Here is a 14,535-nt window from a genome sequence, read left to right as displayed (position 1 = left end):
ACACCATGGCATCACCGTCCTCTTCCCTGTGCCTTTTGCGTTTGTCCGCGCTGGGCGACGTGACCCATGTGGTGCCGCTGGTACGCACCCTGCAGGCGGCGCGGCCGGGCGCCCGGATCCACTGGGTGATCGACAAGGTGGGCCTGAAGCTGCTGGATGGGCTGCCCGGGGTGACGTTCCATGCGTACGACAAGAAGACCGGACTGGCGGGCATGAAAGCCCTGCGCGCGGAGCTGCCAGCCGAGCGCTTCGATGCCCTGCTGCAGATGCAGGTGGCGTTCCGGGCCAACGTGCTGTCGGCCTTCATACCCGCCCACCGCCGGATCGGTTATGACCGCAGCCGCTCCAAGGACCTGCATGGACTGTTCATCAACGAGCGCATCCCGGACCGTCCCGGCATCCACGTGCTCGACGCCATCGGCAGCTTCTGCGAGCCCCTGGGCCTGAAACAGACCGGGGTCAGCTGGGACCTGGCGGTGCCGGACGAGGCCCACGCGTGGGCCCAGGCGCAGTGGCAGGACGATGGGCGGCCGGTGCTGATGATTTCGCCGTGTTCCAGCCATGAGCGGCGCAACTGGTATGCCGATCGCTACGCTGCGGTGGCCAACCACGCCAGCGCGCGCGGTTGGCGGGTCGTGCTGTGTGGCGGCCGCAGCGAACTGGAACGGCGCACCGCCGATGCCATCCAGGCCCAGTTGGTGCAGCCGGCGCTGGATCTGGTCGGAAAGGACACGCTGAAGCAGCTGCCGGCCCTGCTGGCCCGCGCGGCGCTGGTGATGACGCCGGACTCCGGGCCGATGCACATCGCCAATGCGATGGGGGTGAAGGTGCTGGGCCTGCACGCGGCGAGCAATCCGCACCGCAGCGGGCCGTATTCGGACCGCCGCTACTGCGTGGACCGCTATGACGACGCGGCGCGCAAGTACCTGGGCAAGCCGGCCAGCGCGCTGAAATGGGGCACCAAGATCGAGTTCGACGACGTGATGGAATTGATCACGGTGGAAGACGGCATCGCCGCATTCGAACGCTACGCCGCCCGGTAGTGACGGCCGCTGGCCGTCAATGTGGAGGCGCCGCTACCGCCGCGTCAGCCGGCGCGGTAGTCCTTGTACGACTTCTCTTCCACGTAGGCCGAACCCAGCGCCAGGTTGATCGCCTTCTTGATGCGCGCGCGCTCGTCGTTGCGCAGGTAGACGCTGCGCGCCAGCGCGACGAAGGCATCGCCGAAGTCACCGGCCTTGTCCTGCAGGCGGATGTTGTCTTCGATGTCCCACAGCTCTTCGTTGATCGCTTTCAGGTCGGCACGCAGCTGGGCCACGTCCTTGCCGCCGGCCGGGTGCGCCATCCAGGTCTTTTCCAGCGCTGACAGCTCGGTGCGCACGTTGGCCAGCTTGGCCTCGTCACTGATGCGCTCGGACTTGATCTGCAGGATGGAGATCTTGTCGAGCAGTTCGCCGAAGGCGACGGGGACGAGGATTTCAGCGGTCATGGGAGCACTCTCTGGAAGCAGAAGAGGATGATAACGCGCGTCGGGTGGGCGGCTGGTAAATGCAGTGCAGCTGCGCTGCGCGGGGAAATGGCGGGGGATTGCTGGGTGCATCCCTGCACCCAGCCCTGCGCGCTGCGCGCTCCGGGCCAGCCATTCGGCTGTCCGGTTCTGCTCCTGCAGAACCGTCGAACCCCGCGTCGGTTCTCTCCTGCCCGCTCTCGGCCACGCAAAAAGCAAAGGGCCACCCGTTGGGTGGCCCTTTGCTTTTTGTCTGGCGGAGAGGGGGGGATTCGAACCCCCGAGGCGCTATAAACGCCTGCCTGATTTCGAGTCAGGTACATTCAACCGCTCTGCCACCTCTCCGGTTTCCCCGGCGTACCGGGGACGCGCATGATACGAGGATGCGCGGATATTCACAAGCCATCACCGGCAAGAAAGTGAAACTCCGCTGACTTCGCCGCTTGTCGGATGTCCGCCCCGCCGCGATGATGGCGTTCTCCCTGCTGCATCCCCCTCTCCTGCGCGACCCCATGATCGAATTCGGACACCTGACCCATCCCGGCCTGCGCCGTGCGCTGAACGAAGACACCTACTACGGGGACGGTGAGCTGGCACTGTGGCTGGTCGCCGATGGCATGGGCGGTCACGCCTGTGGCGAGGTGGCCAGCGCGCTGGCACGCGAAACCATCGTGCGCGAGATCCGCCGCGGCGTGCCACTGGCCCAGGCCATCCGCACCGCGGACGAAGAAATCATCCGTGCCTCGCGCCGCCGCAACGACACCCTGCCGATGGGCACCACCGTGGTGGCCGCGCGCGTGCAGGGCAACCGCTACGAAGTGGCCTGGGTGGGCGACAGCCGGGCCTACCTGTGGCGCGACGGCCAGCTGGCCCAGCTCAGCCAGGACCACAGCGTGGTGCAGGAGATGCTGACCCAGGGCAACCTGACCCCGGAACAGGCGCGCGCGCATCCGCATCGCAACGTGGTCACCCAGGCACTGGGGGTCACCGACCCGGCGCATCTGAACGTGGCCACCACCGCCGGCGAGCTGCGCCCGGGCATGCAGCTGCTGCTGTGCAGTGATGGGCTCACCGAAGAGCTGGACGACAGCGGGATTTCCCGCACGCTGGCCTTCGATGACACCAGCGCGCAGGAATGCGTGGATTCGCTGGTGGCCGCCGCGCTGGATGGCGGCGGTTCGGACAACATCACCGTGGTGCTGGTGCGCTGCCACTAAGGCGTGCTGCCGACCGGGGCCGACTTCAGTCGGCTGCTTCCACGAGGCGGTGCCGACCAAGGTCGGCACTACCAGGCCGGGCTCAGGCGACGGCGGCTTCTTCCTGCTTCGGGCCATCCCACAGGGCGTGGCCGGCCTTCTTGCGCAGCCGCTCCAGCCGGGCGGCGTGGGCTTCCAGTTCCGACGCGGTGGCCTGCACGCGCGGGCGCGGCAGCAGCTTCGCCGGGTCGAACCCCGCCAGCGCCAGCGCCGCCGCACTGCCCTCTTCGCCCAGGTCGAAACCGAGGTCGTCCTGGCCGGAGGTCAGCGCGATGTACACATCGCCGAGGATCTGCGCATCGAGCAACGCGCCGTGCAGCTGGCGGTGCGAATTGTCCACGCCCAGCCGCTTGCACAGCGCATCCAGCGAATTGCGCTGGCCCGGGAAGCGCTCACGCGCCAGCGCCAGCGTATCCACCACGGTGCAGCGGTCGGTGATCTTGCCAAACTGGGGCCCCAGCCTGGACAGTTCGTTGTCCAGGAACCCCAGGTCGAAGGCCGCGTTGTGGATGATCAGCTCGGCGCCGTCGATGAAGGCCAGGAAGGCCTCGGCGACCTGCGCGAAGTCCGGCTTGTCGGCCAGGAAGTCGAGCGTCAGCCCGGTGACTTCCTGCGCGCCGGGTTCGAAGTCCACGTCCGGCTTCAGGTACTGGTGGTAGTGGTTGCCACTGGGCCGGCGCTTGAACAGTTCCACGCAGCCGATTTCGACGACACGGTTGCCCTTCTGCCAGGCCAGGCCGGTGGTTTCGGTATCCAGGATGATCTGACGCATGGGCTCAGTTTACCGCCATGCCGGTGTCGCGCACCCGGGTGGCGGCTTCGCGCGCCAGCACGTCCACACGTTCGTTGTCCGGATCGCCGGAGTGGCCCTTCACCCAGCGCCAGTCGATCTGATGGCGCAGGGTCGCCGCATGCAGGCGCTCCCACAGTTCGCGGTTCTTCACCGGTGAGCCGCCGGCGGTCTTCCAGTTCTTGCGGATCCAGCCGGGCAGCCATTCGGTCAGTCCCTGGCGCACGTACTGCGAATCGGTGAAGAGCACGATCTGGCAGGGCTCGCTCAATGCTTCCAGGCCGGAGATGGCGGCCATCAGCTCCATCCGGTTGTTGGTGGTGTTGAGCTCGCCGCCGCTCAGTTCACGCTCGTGCGCCTTGTAGCGCAGCAGGGCCGCCCAGCCACCCGGGCCGGGGTTACCGAGGCAGGAGCCGTCGGTGTGTACTTCAATGGTTTTCATTCGTTTCCAGGATCGATCGGGTCATGCCGGGGGTGGCCAGCGGCCCCTGCCAGCGTACCTTCAGGGGCGTCGGCCCCGGCAAGGCAAACGTGCGTTTTTCGGCGCTGAACAGACACGCCGCGCGCAACGGTGCCATTGTGCCGCCCCCACCGCCCGACGGCCACAGCGGGCCGATGTAACGGGAGGGCTCGCATTCCAGGCCAACCCGCTCCAGCAGCTGGCGCAGGCGCTGCGGGGTGCGCACCACCATGCCATGTCGCCGCCATTGCGTACGGTAGGGGCTGAACGGGTTGAGACTGCTCAGGAACAACTTGCCACCGGGCATCAGCACGCGATCGCACTCGGCCAGCAGCAGGCCCGCATCGGCGGCGGTCACGTGCTGCAGCACGATGGCGTGGACGCTTTCATTGGGCAGCGGCAACGGCAGCGCGCAGCGGGCCTCACCGGCATACCCCGTGCCGTCGCGGTACAGCCGCAGGCCACGTCCGCTCAAGGCCGCGCCCTGCAGCCAGCGCGGGCTGGGGCTGATCCACAACCACGGCTGCGCGGGCAGGCCGGCCAGCTGCGGCAGCAGTAGTTGCTGCTCCAGCTGATACAGCAGCTGCGCCGGTTCGCTGTCGAACCACGTTTCGGGTGTCGCTTGACGGAGGCTCTGCAGCGCGGGCATGGTCCGATTCTATGCGACTCACTGCCCTGCCCGCATTGGCGGACAATTACATCTGGTGCCTGGCCGGCGACGACGGCGCGGCCGTGGTCGTCGATCCCGGCGATGCCGCGCCCGTGCTGGCCGCCGTCGAGGCGGGACTGCGGCCAGAGGCGATCCTGCTCACCCACCACCACGATGACCACATCGGCGGAGTGAGTGCGCTGCAGGCGCGTTTTCCCGGCATCAGGGTGATCGCGCCACACGAACCGCGCATTCCGATGGCCACCGAGCGCGTGGCCGATGGTGAACACGTTCAGGCAGTGGGGCGGAGGTTCCACGTAGTATCCGTGCCCGGGCACACCCTCAGCCATGTCGCGTTTCACACTGATGAACACCTTTTCAGTGGAGATGCATTGTTCAGCCTGGGCTGTGGGCGCCTGTTCGAAGGTACGCCGTCCCAGCTGCTCGCCACCATGCGCAGCCTGGCGTCCCTGCCGGGCCAGCTGCTTGTCTGCTGTGCCCACGAATACACCGTGTCAAATGCCGTCTTCGCGCGGCATGTCGACCCCGCCAACGCTGCCCTGAGGCAGCGCCATGAGGAGGCACTGGCCATGCGCCGCGATGACCGCTCCACCCTGCCCGTGCTGTTGGCAGACGAATTACAAAGCAATCCGTTCCTGCGTACCCACACCGCGCCCATCCGTGCGGCGGTGTCGGCTTATCTGGGGCGGGGAATCACCGACGATGTCGACGTGATGGCCGGACTTCGGCACTGGAAAGACGGCTTTCGCGCATGAGGCGCCGAAGTCCAGCGCTTGCCCTGGGTATCATGCTGGGGCTTGCCGGAACCGCCAACGCGCAGTCGCTGGGCGCAGGCCTGACCCAGAATCTCGCCGGCGCCGCGTCACTGCCACTGGACGCCGCTACCCTGCCGGCCCCCAGCGTGCGCAATGGACAGGACATCTTCGCCAGCTTCCGCGAAGGCCTGGCTGAACCCACCTGCGATGCCGAGGCCACCAGTCCGCGCTGGCAGAAGCAGTTCGCCCATGCGCCTGCCCGGCTGGCCAACCAGAACGATGATGCCCTGGTGCTGTTCGGCTATGTGGTGGAAGAGCTGCGCAAGGCCAGCCTGCCCACCGAGTTCGCCCTGATTCCTTTCGTGGAAAGCGGCTACCGCCCGAGCGCGCGCAGCGCGGCCGGTCCGGCCGGACTGTGGCAGTTCATCGCCACCACCGCGCGCAACCACCGCGTGCCCATGAGCGAAGGCTATGACGGCCGCCTGTCGGCGGTGGATTCCACCCAGGCGGCGGTGCGTTACCTGAAGACCCTGCATGGCATGTTCGGCGGCGACTGGCGCCTGGCCACCATGGCCTACAACGCCGGCGAGTATCGGGTGCTGCAGGGCCTGCGCAAGGCCGGAATGAACGCTACCAACGCGGTGCCGGCCGAGCTGCCGGGCCTTTCGCCGATCACCCACGCCTATGTTGAAAAGCTGCATGCCCTGGCATGCGTGCTGGAAAACGCCGAAGAGCAGCCCTCGGTGATGGCCTCGCTGGACCGCACCGTGCCGGTGCTGAAGAGCCACACCCTGCCCGCTGGCACCAGCGTGCAGCAGTGGGCGGCCCAGCGTTCGCTGGACCCGGCGCGGATTGCCCGCCTGAATCCGGCCGCCAGCGGCCGTGCCCGCCCGCAGAACGCACCCGTCCGCCTGTTGGCACCGGTCACTACGCCGGCCGTGGATGCCTCGGCGATGGTGGCCAGCCTGGATGAGGCTGCAACGCCGGCCGTCGCTGTGGCTTCGGCACAGCCGGCACCGGCCGCTGCACGCAGCGTGGCCAGCGCGGCGGATCGCCCGCGCAATCGTCGCCACACGGTGCGCAATGGCGAATCGCCATGGACCATCGCCCGCCGTTACGGCATGCCGGTGAAGGCCCTGCTCAGCCTCAATGGACTCACCGGCAAGGCCGTGCTGAAGCCAGGTGCCGTGCTGCGCATCGAAGACTGACCGGACATCAGTTCGATCGGACAACAAAAAGCCCGGCAGTGCCGGGCTTTTTGTTTACCGCCGCTGCCACCCCTTACAGGTTGGCCTCGGTGGTCTGTACCACGAAGCGCTTGCGGGTGGACTTGACGAAGGCGTCGGCCGCGGCCATGCCATCGATCTGGCTCAGCTGCTGCTTGAGCTGCTGGCGCTGTTCGGTGGTGACTTCCTTGACGTTGCCCGGGGTCACCTTGGTTACCGCGAACACCACCGCACGCCCCTGCACGTCCACCTTGCCGTAGCTCGGCTTGCCTTCGGCCGGCAGCGACGCACTGAATACCGCGCGGTTGATCTCGGCGGTCGGCACCGGCTGGGTACGCGGCAGGCCCGGCATCGGGCTGACCTGCAGCTTCTCGCTTTCCGCCAGCGCCTGCAGCGTCTGGCCGCCCTTCAGCTTGGCCAGCAGCGCATCAGCGGCCTTCTCGGCGGCCTGGCGGGTACGATCGGCATGCACCGCAGCGATGACCTGGTCGCGCGCCTTGTCCAGCGGGATGGCCTGCTCCGGGGTGTGCTCGGCCACGCGGATCACCACGCTGTGGTTGCCCGCTTCGTCCAGCGCGATCGGATCGCTCGCGGTGCCATCCTGCACCAGGATGTCGGAGAACGCAGCGCGCAGCACGGCCGGGTTGGCCGCGATGCCGGTGGCATCCTGGCGGGTGAACGGACCGACGGTCTGCAGCGGCAGGTTCACTGCCTTGGCCGCAGCAGCCAGGTCGCTGGGGCTCTTGTTGGTCGCATCGACCACGCGCCCGGCCAGCTCGGTGTAACCGCGCTCGGCATCGGCCTTGGTCTGCTCGGCCATCAGCTGGTCGCGCACTTCTTCGAAGGAACGCCCTTCACCGCCGCGCACTTCGCGCACCTGGATCACGTGGTAGCCGAAATCGGTCTTGACCGGGCCGATGATGTCGCCGGCCTTGGCCGCGAACACCGCATCTTCGAACGGCTTGACCATCGCACCGCGATCCACCCACCCCAGGTCGCCACCCTGCTCCTTGGAGCCGGTGTCATCGGAGTTGGCCTTGGCCAGTGCGGCAAAATCGGCGCCTGCGGCTTTGGCTTCGGCGGCCAGCTTGGCCGCCTTGGCTTCGGCGCCGTCACCGGTGCTGATCAGGATGTGGGAGGCCAGGCGCTGCTCCGGCGTGGCAAAGCGCGCCTTCTCTTCTTCGTAGCGCTTGCGCAGGCTGGCTTCGTCCGGGGCGGCGGGCGCCGGCAGCGTGGCACCGTTGATTTCCACGTATTCCAGCTTGACCGACTCGGCCTGGCGGAAATCCTTGGTATGCGTGTCGTACCACTGCTTGATCTGCGCATCGGTGACCGGCGCGGTGTCGGCCGGCTGCTCGGGCAGCATGGCGATCTCGACGTCGCGGGTTTCGCCCAGCAGCTTGAGCAGGCGCTCGGTTTCGGCTTCGGTGACGAAGCCGGAGTTCTGCAGCGCGCTGGGGATGACCGACTGCTGCAGGCTGGTGCGGACCAGCTCGGCGAACATGTCCGGCGTGCGCGGCGGGTTGCCGCTGGCCAGCGCGATGCGGTACTGGTCGCCGTTGAACTTGCCGTCCGGGCCAAGGAAGGCCGGGATGGCCGCGATGTATTCGCGCACGGCGTCATCGCCGATCACCACGCCGGACTGTTCGCCGGCCAGTCGCACCACCTGTTCGTCGATCAGCTGGTCGAGCACGGCGAGCTTGTTCTCGGCGCTTTCGAAGGCGCGCGGATCGAAGTCCTCGCCCTGCTGCTGGCGCACGCGGGCGCGCTCCTGCTCGAAGCGCTCGCGGAATTCCTGCGAGGTGATTTCGTGGTGCTTCCACAGCAGGCGGGCCGGCCACCAGGACGGGGCCGAGGTCCACCAGGAAGGCGGTGCCGATACTTTGGCCACGTTCTGCGCACCGACGCCACCGAGGTAGCTGCTATCGATGACGAACAGGAACGGGATCATCAGCAGCCCCAGGATCACAGTGACGATCCAGCCCGAGGTCTTGTCGCGAAGTTTCTGCAGCATGGGAAAAATCATGGCCTGAGTGGCGAGCCGGGCAGTGTAACCCGCTTCATGCGCAGGCTCCAAAGCACCGGCTGCAAGGGGCGGCGCGGCCCCGGATCCGGGGCATAAAAAAAGCCCCTGGTTTTCACCAGGGGCTCTTCAATCGTGGCGGAGCGGACGGGACTCGAACCCGCGACCTCCGGCGTGACAGGCCAGCATTCTAACCAGCTGAACTACCGCTCCGCGTTGAAACTTTGCAGGCGCTCATTCTATCCGAAGATGATCTGATTGCCCAGCCTCATGAACACTTTTTTTAGAAGTTTTTCACGAGGTGTTACCAAATCTGCAGTGGCGGAGCGGACGGGACTCGAACCCGCGACCTCCGGCGTGACAGGCCAGCATTCTAACCAGCTGAACTACCGCTCCGTGCTGCAAAACTTTTTGCCTTCCACGCCGCCGAAGCGGTGGAGAAAACAAAGCCCCCAGGGTGAACCCGGAGGCCTCGTTGAAAATGGCGGAGCGGACGGGACTCGAACCCGCGACCTCCGGCGTGACAGGCCAGCATTCTAACCAGCTGAACTACCGCTCCACATTTCAAACTTTACCGCGGTGCTGTGGTGGGTGCTGAGGGTTTCGAACCCCCGACCCTCTCCGTGTAAAGGAGACGCTCTACCGCTGAGCTAAGCACCCCAGCGAGCCGCTTAGTTTACAGCATCCTTCAGGGCCTTACCAGCCTTGAAAGACGGATTCTTCGAAGCAGCGATCGCGATGGTGTCGCCGGTCTTCGGGTTGCGGCCGGTGCGGGCAGCGCGGTCACGGACCTGGAAGGTGCCAAAGCCGACCAGCGTCACAGCATCACCGCTCTTCAGTGCCTTGGTGACGGCAGCAACGACGGCATCGACAGCGCGAGCGGACTCTGCCTTGGTCAGGTCAGCGGTCTCGGCAACGGCGTCGATCAATTCGGTCTTGTTCATTCTCTACAGCTCCTTATTGCGGGGGACCCGCGGATTAGCCAGGGAAGCCATCGTTGCGTGCAGCACGCACGACGGCAAATCGGTTCGGTTCGGCGAATTGGATGCAGCTGATTCGCGAGTGCTGCTTTTATACCAGTGGCCCCACACCCGCGCAAGCCGAAAACCCAGCAATGACGCGGGTTTCGGCCGTTTGCGGTACGCGTTTCAGTGCTTGACGCGCGTGGCGGAAGGTGTCTTGGCCTTGCTGCGAACAGTGACGCGCTCCGCAGTCTTACGCGTCTTCTTTGGGGTCAGTGGACGCTCCAGTGCCAGGTCGAGTACCTGCTCGATGTACTTCACCGGAATGATGTCGATATCGCGCGTGACATTGGCGGGGATATCGGCAAGGTCCTTGCGGTTCTCCTCCGGGATGATCACCGTGCGGATGCCGCCACGCAGTGCCGCCAGCAGCTTTTCCTTCAAGCCACCAATGGCCGTGACGCGGCCGCGCAGGGTGATCTCGCCGGTCATCGCCACATCGGCCCGCACCGGCACCTTGGTCAGGATGGACACCAGCGAGGTCACCATCGCCGCGCCGGCGCTGGGGCCGTCCTTGGGCGTGGCACCATCGGGCACGTGCACGTGCACGTCCTGCTTCTGCAGGAACGCGGCATCGATACCGAACTGCACCGCGCGCGAGCGCACCACCGACAGCGCCGCCGAGGCCGATTCCTTCATCACGTTGCCCAGCTGGCCGGTCAGGATCAGCTGGCCCTTGCCCGGCACCAACGTGGATTCGATCTGCAGCAGGTCGCCGCCGACTTCGGTCCATGCCAGGCCCGTCACCAGGCCGATCTCGTTCTCTTCTTCGGCGCGGCCGAAGTCGAAGCGGCGCACGCCCAGGTACTTGTCCACGTTGCTGCCATCGACCTGCACCAGCGCGCCCTTCTTCGCTTTTTTGCCCTTCACCGCCTTCGGCTTGGGCAGGCCGGCCGGACCAGCCAGCGCGATCTCCTTGACCACCTTGCGGCAGATCTTGGCGATTTCGCGTTCCAGGCTGCGCACGCCGGATTCGCGCGTGTAGTAGCGCACGATGTCCTGGATCGCCGCGCCGTCGATTTCCAGCTCTTCCGGCTTCAGGCCGGCCGCCTTGATCTGCTTGGGCACCAGGTAACGCATGGCGATGTTGAGCTTCTCATCCTCGGTGTAGCCGGGGATGCGGATCACTTCCATGCGGTCCAGCAGCGGGCCGGGAATGTTCAGCGAGTTGGACGTGGCCACGAACATCACTTCGGACAGGTCCAGGTCCACTTCCAGATAGTGGTCGTTGAAGGAGTTGTTCTGCTCCGGATCCAGCACTTCCAGCAGCGCCGAAGACGGATCGCCGCGGAAGTCCATCGACATCTTGTCGATCTCATCGAGCAGGAACAGCGCGTTCTTGCTGCCCACCTTGTTGAGGTTCTGCACGATGCGGCCCGGCATCGAACCGACGTAGGTGCGACGGTGGCCGCGGATCTCGGCCTCGTCGCGCACGCCACCCAGGCTCATGCGCACGAACTTGCGGTTGGTCGCCTTGGCGATGGACTGGCCCAGCGAGGTCTTGCCCACGCCCGGCGGCCCGACCAGGCACAGGATCGGGCCCTTCATCTGCTTCACGCGCGACTGCACCGCCAGGTATTCCAGGATGCGGTCCTTGACCTTCTCCAGGCCGTAATGGTCGGCGTCCAGGGTGTCCTGGGCGACCTTCAGGTCCTTGCGCACCTTGGTGCGCTTCTTCCACGGCACGCCCAGGATCCAGTCCAAGTAGTTGCGCACCACGGCCGCTTCGGCGGACATCGGCGACATCTGCTTGAGCTTGGTCAGTTCGGCCTTGGCCTTGGTTTCCACCGGCTTGGGCATGCCCGCTTCGGCGATCTTGCGGGCCAGCTCTTCCAGCTCGCCCGGTGCGTCGTCCAGGTCACCCAGTTCTTTCTGGATGGCCTTCATCTGTTCGTTGAGGTAGTACTCGCGCTGGCTCTTTTCCATCTGCGACTTGACGCGGCCGCGGATGCGCTTTTCCATCTGCTGCACGTCGATTTCGCCATCGACCAGGCCCACCAGCATCTCCAGGCGCTCGCCCACCGGCAGCACTTCCAGCAGGCGCTGCTTGTCGGCCAGGCGCACGCTGATGTGCGCGGCGATGGTGTCGGCCAGGCGCGCGGGTTCTTCGATGCCGGCCAGGGTCTGCAGCAGCTCCGGCGGCAGCTTGCGGTTGGTCTTGACGTACTGCTCGAACAGCGACATCAGCGAACGGGCGATCGCTTCGATCTCACGTGCTTCGCGGCCGTCTTCGGCCTGGATCTCCACGGCGGTGCCCTGTAGCGCGCCGTCACGCTCGCCGACCTGGCTGACCTGCACGCGCGACAGGCCCTCCACCAGCACCTTGATGGTGCCGTCAGGCAGCTTCAGCAGCTGCAGCACCTGGGCGAGGGTACCGACCTGGTACAGGTCGGCTTCCTGCGGATCGTCGGTCTCGGCCGACTTCTGCGCCAGCAGCAGGATGCGCTTGTCCGCTTCCATCGCCTTTTCCAGCGCATGCATGGACTTGTCACGACCGACGAACAGCGGGATGACCATGTGCGGGAACACCACCACGTCACGCAGCGGCAGTACCGGCAGGTCGAGAGTCTCAGTTGGGGAACGGGCCATGGGGGCTCCAGGAAGGGGGGATACGCCTCTCCGGCTCCAGCGGGGCCAGAGACAAAAAAGCCGATGGCCCCGTTATGGGGCCATCGGCGCAAGGATGCAAGACGCTCCTAAAAAATACTTTCAAATCAATCGATTGAAAGAATCATTCAGCGCCAGCGGCCTTCTGTTCAGGTGCTGGCGGGGTCTGGTAGATCAGGTACGGTTCGGACTTGTGCTCGATGACCGATTCGTCCACCACCACCTTGCTGACGTTCTCCTGCGAGGGGAGCTCGTACATGGTGTCCAGCAGCACCGATTCCACGATGGTGCGCAGGCCACGGGCACCGGTCTTGCGCTTGAGCGCCTTGCGCGCAATGGCGGCCAACGCGTCGGGACGGAACTCCAGCTCGACGTTTTCCATCTCGAACAGCTTCTTGAACTGCTTGGTGATGGCGTTCTTCGGCTCGGTCAGGATGGTGATCAGCGCCGCTTCGTCCAGCTCTTCCAGAGTCGCGACCACCGGCAGGCGGCCAACGAACTCGGGAATCAGGCCGAACTTGATCAGGTCTTCCGGCTCCACTTCCGCCAGCAGCTTGCCGATTTCCTGCTTGCGCTCGGACGACTTCACCTTCGCACCGAAACCGATACCGCCCGATTCGGTGGAACGCTGCTGGATCACCTTGTCCAGGCCGGCAAACGCGCCGCCACAGATGAACAGGATGTTCTTGGTGTCCACCTGCAGGAATTCCTGCTGCGGATGCTTGCGTCCACCCTGCGGCGGAACGCTGGCCACGGTGCCTTCGATCAACTTCAACAGGGCCTGCTGCACGCCTTCGCCGGACACATCGCGGGTGATCGACGGGTTCTCGCTCTTACGCGAGATCTTGTCGATTTCATCGATGTAGACGATGCCCTGCTGTGCCTTCTCGACGTCGTAGTCGCACTTCTGCAGCAGCTTCTGGATGATGTTTTCCACGTCCTCGCCCACGTAACCGGCTTCGGTCAGCGTGGTGGCGTCGGCCATGGTGAACGGCACGTTGAGCAGGCGGGCCAGGGTTTCGGCCAGCAGCGTCTTGCCCGAACCGGTCGGGCCGACCAGCAGGATGTTCGACTTGGCCAGTTCGACCTCGTCGTTCTTCTGCCGGCTCTCGATGCGCTTGTAATGGTTGTACACGGCCACGGCAAGCGTGCGCTTGGCGCGCTTCTGGCCGATCACGTACTGGTCCAGGACTTCGAGGATCTCGCGCGGCTTGGGCAGCGAACTGCGCGCCGACTGCGCTTTTTCCTCGAGCTCTTCACGGATGATGTCGTTGCACAGCTCCACGCATTCATCGCAGATGAACACGCTTGGACCGGCAATGAGCTTGCGCACCTCGTGCTGGCTCTTGCCGCAGAAGGAGCAGTAAAGGATCTTGCCGCTGTCCGTGGAACGACCTTGTCGGTCTTCGCTCATGCTTCGCTTACCTGGTTACCCCACCCGTTCGACGGGGGTTCAATTCGAGAATAACACAGGGCCGAGAGGGCACCAGCCCTGCCCGACCCTGCTTGTCCAGTCGGAAAATCGACTGCTTTACTGTCATCAACCCGCCTGGATCGACTCTTCCGGGCGACGCTCAAGGACCTGATCGACCAGCCCGTAAGCCTGCGCCTCCACGGCGCTCTTGAAGTTGTCGCGCTCGGTGTCGCGGGCGATCGTTTCCAGCGACTGGCCGGTGTGCTTGGCCAGGATCTCGTTCAGACGCGCGCGCAACGTCAGGATCTCGCGGGCGTGGATGTCGATATCTGTCGCCTGGCCCTGGAAGCCACCCAGCGGCTGGTGGATCATCACGCGCGAGTTCGGCAATGCATACCGCTTGCCGGCTGCGCCCGATGCCAGCAGCAAGGCGCCCATCGAGGCGGCCTGGCCGACGCAGATGGTGGCCACGTCCGGCTTGATGTACTGCATGGTGTCGTAGATCGCCATGCCGGCGGTGACCACGCCACCGGGCGAGTTGATGTAGATGCTGATGTCCTTTTCCGGGTTTTCCGCTTCCAGGAACAGCAGCTGCGCCACCACCACATTGGCCATGTGATCGTCGATCGGGCCCACGAGGAAGATCAGGCGCTCCTTCAACAGGCGCGAATAGATGTCATAGGCGCGCTCGCCGCGGGCGGTCTGCTCGACCACCATCGGAACCAGATTGAGGGCTTTGGTTCGGTTGTCCATATCGTGAGGCACCTGTGTTGGGAGGAACTCCCCGCGCCTTGCGGCGCGGGGT

At 65.5% G+C, this 14,535-nt stretch carries 13 protein-coding genes and 5 tRNA genes; 4 read left to right on the top strand and 14 right to left on the bottom strand.

Translation table 11 applies throughout. The features are described 5' to 3' along the window. Positions 1–5: 5 nt before the first annotated feature. Positions 6–1,043 carry a glycosyltransferase family 9 protein gene (locus SOM47_RS07470; protein ID WP_320505219.1) on the top strand — a complete coding sequence of 346 codons (1,038 nt, stop codon included), beginning with the start codon at positions 6–8 and terminating at the stop codon, positions 1,041–1,043. 44 nt (positions 1,044–1,087) lie between these two features. On the opposite strand, the gene SOM47_RS07465 is transcribed toward SOM47_RS07470, so the two are convergent. Together SOM47_RS07465 and SOM47_RS07460 are read right to left on the bottom strand one after the other, a co-directional pair. Next, entirely contained in the window at positions 1,088–1,489 is a 402-nt protein-coding gene (locus tag SOM47_RS07465; protein ID WP_101098736.1) for a DUF6165 family protein, read from the bottom strand. Between the two features lie 272 nt (positions 1,490–1,761). Beyond that, positions 1,762–1,852: transfer RNA gene (locus SOM47_RS07460), tRNA-Ser, on the bottom strand. A gap of 167 nt (positions 1,853–2,019) precedes the next feature. On the opposite strand from SOM47_RS07460, the gene SOM47_RS07455 reads away from it, so the two are divergent. Further along, entirely contained in the window at positions 2,020–2,724 is a 705-nt protein-coding gene (locus tag SOM47_RS07455; RefSeq protein WP_042613467.1) for a PP2C family protein-serine/threonine phosphatase, read from the top strand. An 82-nt stretch (positions 2,725–2,806) separates the two neighbouring features. Here the strand turns inward: SOM47_RS07455 and dnaQ are convergent, their stop codons facing one another. Genes dnaQ through SOM47_RS07440 form a run of 3 tightly spaced genes read right to left on the bottom strand, consistent with a single transcriptional unit; the run spans position 2,807 to position 4,662 of the window. After that, the gene (gene dnaQ, locus SOM47_RS07450; protein WP_042613357.1) at positions 2,807–3,535 is read right to left on the bottom strand and encodes a DNA polymerase III subunit epsilon; all 729 of its coding nucleotides are present in this window, start codon (positions 3,533–3,535) and stop codon (positions 2,807–2,809) included. A gap of 4 nt (positions 3,536–3,539) precedes the next feature. Beyond that, entirely contained in the window at positions 3,540–3,995 is a 456-nt protein-coding gene (gene rnhA / locus SOM47_RS07445) for a ribonuclease HI (protein WP_042613356.1), read from the bottom strand. Next, the gene (locus tag SOM47_RS07440) at positions 3,982–4,662 is read right to left on the bottom strand and encodes a class I SAM-dependent methyltransferase (protein ID WP_320505218.1); all 681 of its coding nucleotides are present in this window, start codon (positions 4,660–4,662) and stop codon (positions 3,982–3,984) included. The genes rnhA and SOM47_RS07440 overlap by 14 nt, the downstream gene beginning before the upstream one ends. Positions 4,663–4,673: 11 nt before the next feature. Between SOM47_RS07440 and gloB the strand changes: the two genes are divergently transcribed. Further along, complete coding sequence (gloB, locus tag SOM47_RS07435; protein WP_320505217.1) at positions 4,674–5,438, top strand: hydroxyacylglutathione hydrolase; 765 nt, start codon at positions 4,674–4,676, stop codon at positions 5,436–5,438. Beyond that, positions 5,435–6,646: a lytic transglycosylase domain-containing protein gene (locus SOM47_RS07430; RefSeq protein WP_320505216.1), complete on the top strand. Its 1,212-nt coding sequence runs from the start codon at positions 5,435–5,437 to the stop codon at positions 6,644–6,646. The genes gloB and SOM47_RS07430 overlap by 4 nt, the downstream gene beginning before the upstream one ends. 73 nt (positions 6,647–6,719) lie before the next feature. On the opposite strand, the gene SOM47_RS07425 is transcribed toward SOM47_RS07430, so the two are convergent. From SOM47_RS07425 to clpP, 9 genes are all read right to left on the bottom strand, one after another. Then, complete coding sequence (locus SOM47_RS07425) at positions 6,720–8,678, bottom strand: peptidyl-prolyl cis-trans isomerase (RefSeq protein WP_320505215.1); 1,959 nt, start codon at positions 8,676–8,678, stop codon at positions 6,720–6,722. Between the two features lie 145 nt (positions 8,679–8,823). Next, a tRNA-Asp gene (locus SOM47_RS07420) sits at positions 8,824–8,900 on the bottom strand. A 106-nt stretch (positions 8,901–9,006) separates the two neighbouring features. Continuing rightward, positions 9,007–9,083, bottom strand: a tRNA-Asp gene (locus tag SOM47_RS07415). Between the two features lie 86 nt (positions 9,084–9,169). Further along, positions 9,170–9,246 (bottom strand) — tRNA-Asp (locus tag SOM47_RS07410). 26 nt (positions 9,247–9,272) lie between these two features. Next, a tRNA-Val gene (locus SOM47_RS07405) sits at positions 9,273–9,347 on the bottom strand. 11 nt (positions 9,348–9,358) lie between these two features. After that, positions 9,359–9,631, bottom strand: a complete 273-nt coding sequence (gene hbs, locus SOM47_RS07400) for a non-specific DNA-binding protein Hbs (protein WP_042613351.1) — start codon at positions 9,629–9,631, stop codon at positions 9,359–9,361. 204 nt (positions 9,632–9,835) lie between these two features. Next, positions 9,836–12,298 carry an endopeptidase La gene (lon, locus tag SOM47_RS07395; protein ID WP_042613350.1) on the bottom strand — a complete coding sequence of 821 codons (2,463 nt, stop codon included), beginning with the start codon at positions 12,296–12,298 and terminating at the stop codon, positions 9,836–9,838. Between the two features lie 142 nt (positions 12,299–12,440). Further along, a complete protein-coding gene (gene clpX, locus SOM47_RS07390) occupies positions 12,441–13,730 on the bottom strand; it encodes an ATP-dependent Clp protease ATP-binding subunit ClpX (RefSeq protein ID WP_042613349.1) in 1,290 nt (429 codons plus the stop codon). Between the two features lie 126 nt (positions 13,731–13,856). Further along, on the bottom strand, positions 13,857–14,483 hold the full coding sequence (gene clpP / locus SOM47_RS07385; protein WP_042613348.1) for an ATP-dependent Clp endopeptidase proteolytic subunit ClpP: 627 nt from the start codon (positions 14,481–14,483) through the stop codon (positions 13,857–13,859). Positions 14,484–14,535: the final 52 nt, after the last annotated feature.

The organism is Stenotrophomonas sp. CFBP8980, from assembly GCF_034046095.1.
In the GTDB taxonomy this organism is placed as follows: domain Bacteria; phylum Pseudomonadota; class Gammaproteobacteria; order Xanthomonadales; family Xanthomonadaceae; genus Stenotrophomonas; species Stenotrophomonas lacuserhaii.
Note: the sequence above shows the minus strand (reverse complement) of the source record. Positions and strands in the feature narration are given on the sequence as shown.

Excerpts from the sequence above, each read along its gene's own strand:
- SOM47_RS07470 (WP_320505219.1), top strand. The coding sequence starts at position 6 with ATGGCATCACCGTCCTCTTCCCTGTGCCTTTTGCGTTTGTCCGCGCTG.
- SOM47_RS07465 (WP_101098736.1), bottom strand. The coding sequence starts at position 1,489 with ATGACCGCTGAAATCCTCGTCCCCGTCGCCTTCGGCGAACTGCTCGAC.
- SOM47_RS07455 (WP_042613467.1), top strand. The coding sequence starts at position 2,020 with ATGATCGAATTCGGACACCTGACCCATCCCGGCCTGCGCCGTGCGCTG.
- dnaQ (WP_042613357.1), bottom strand. The coding sequence starts at position 3,535 with ATGCGTCAGATCATCCTGGATACCGAAACCACCGGCCTGGCCTGGCAG.
- rnhA (WP_042613356.1), bottom strand. The coding sequence starts at position 3,995 with ATGAAAACCATTGAAGTACACACCGACGGCTCCTGCCTCGGTAACCCC.
- SOM47_RS07440 (WP_320505218.1), bottom strand. The coding sequence starts at position 4,662 with ATGCCCGCGCTGCAGAGCCTCCGTCAAGCGACACCCGAAACGTGGTTC.
- gloB (WP_320505217.1), top strand. The coding sequence starts at position 4,674 with ATGCGACTCACTGCCCTGCCCGCATTGGCGGACAATTACATCTGGTGC.
- SOM47_RS07430 (WP_320505216.1), top strand. The coding sequence starts at position 5,435 with ATGAGGCGCCGAAGTCCAGCGCTTGCCCTGGGTATCATGCTGGGGCTT.
- SOM47_RS07425 (WP_320505215.1), bottom strand. The coding sequence starts at position 8,678 with ATGCTGCAGAAACTTCGCGACAAGACCTCGGGCTGGATCGTCACTGTG.
- hbs (WP_042613351.1), bottom strand. The coding sequence starts at position 9,631 with ATGAACAAGACCGAATTGATCGACGCCGTTGCCGAGACCGCTGACCTG.
- lon (WP_042613350.1), bottom strand. The coding sequence starts at position 12,298 with ATGGCCCGTTCCCCAACTGAGACTCTCGACCTGCCGGTACTGCCGCTG.
- clpX (WP_042613349.1), bottom strand. The coding sequence starts at position 13,730 with ATGAGCGAAGACCGACAAGGTCGTTCCACGGACAGCGGCAAGATCCTT.
- clpP (WP_042613348.1), bottom strand. The coding sequence starts at position 14,483 with ATGGACAACCGAACCAAAGCCCTCAATCTGGTTCCGATGGTGGTCGAG.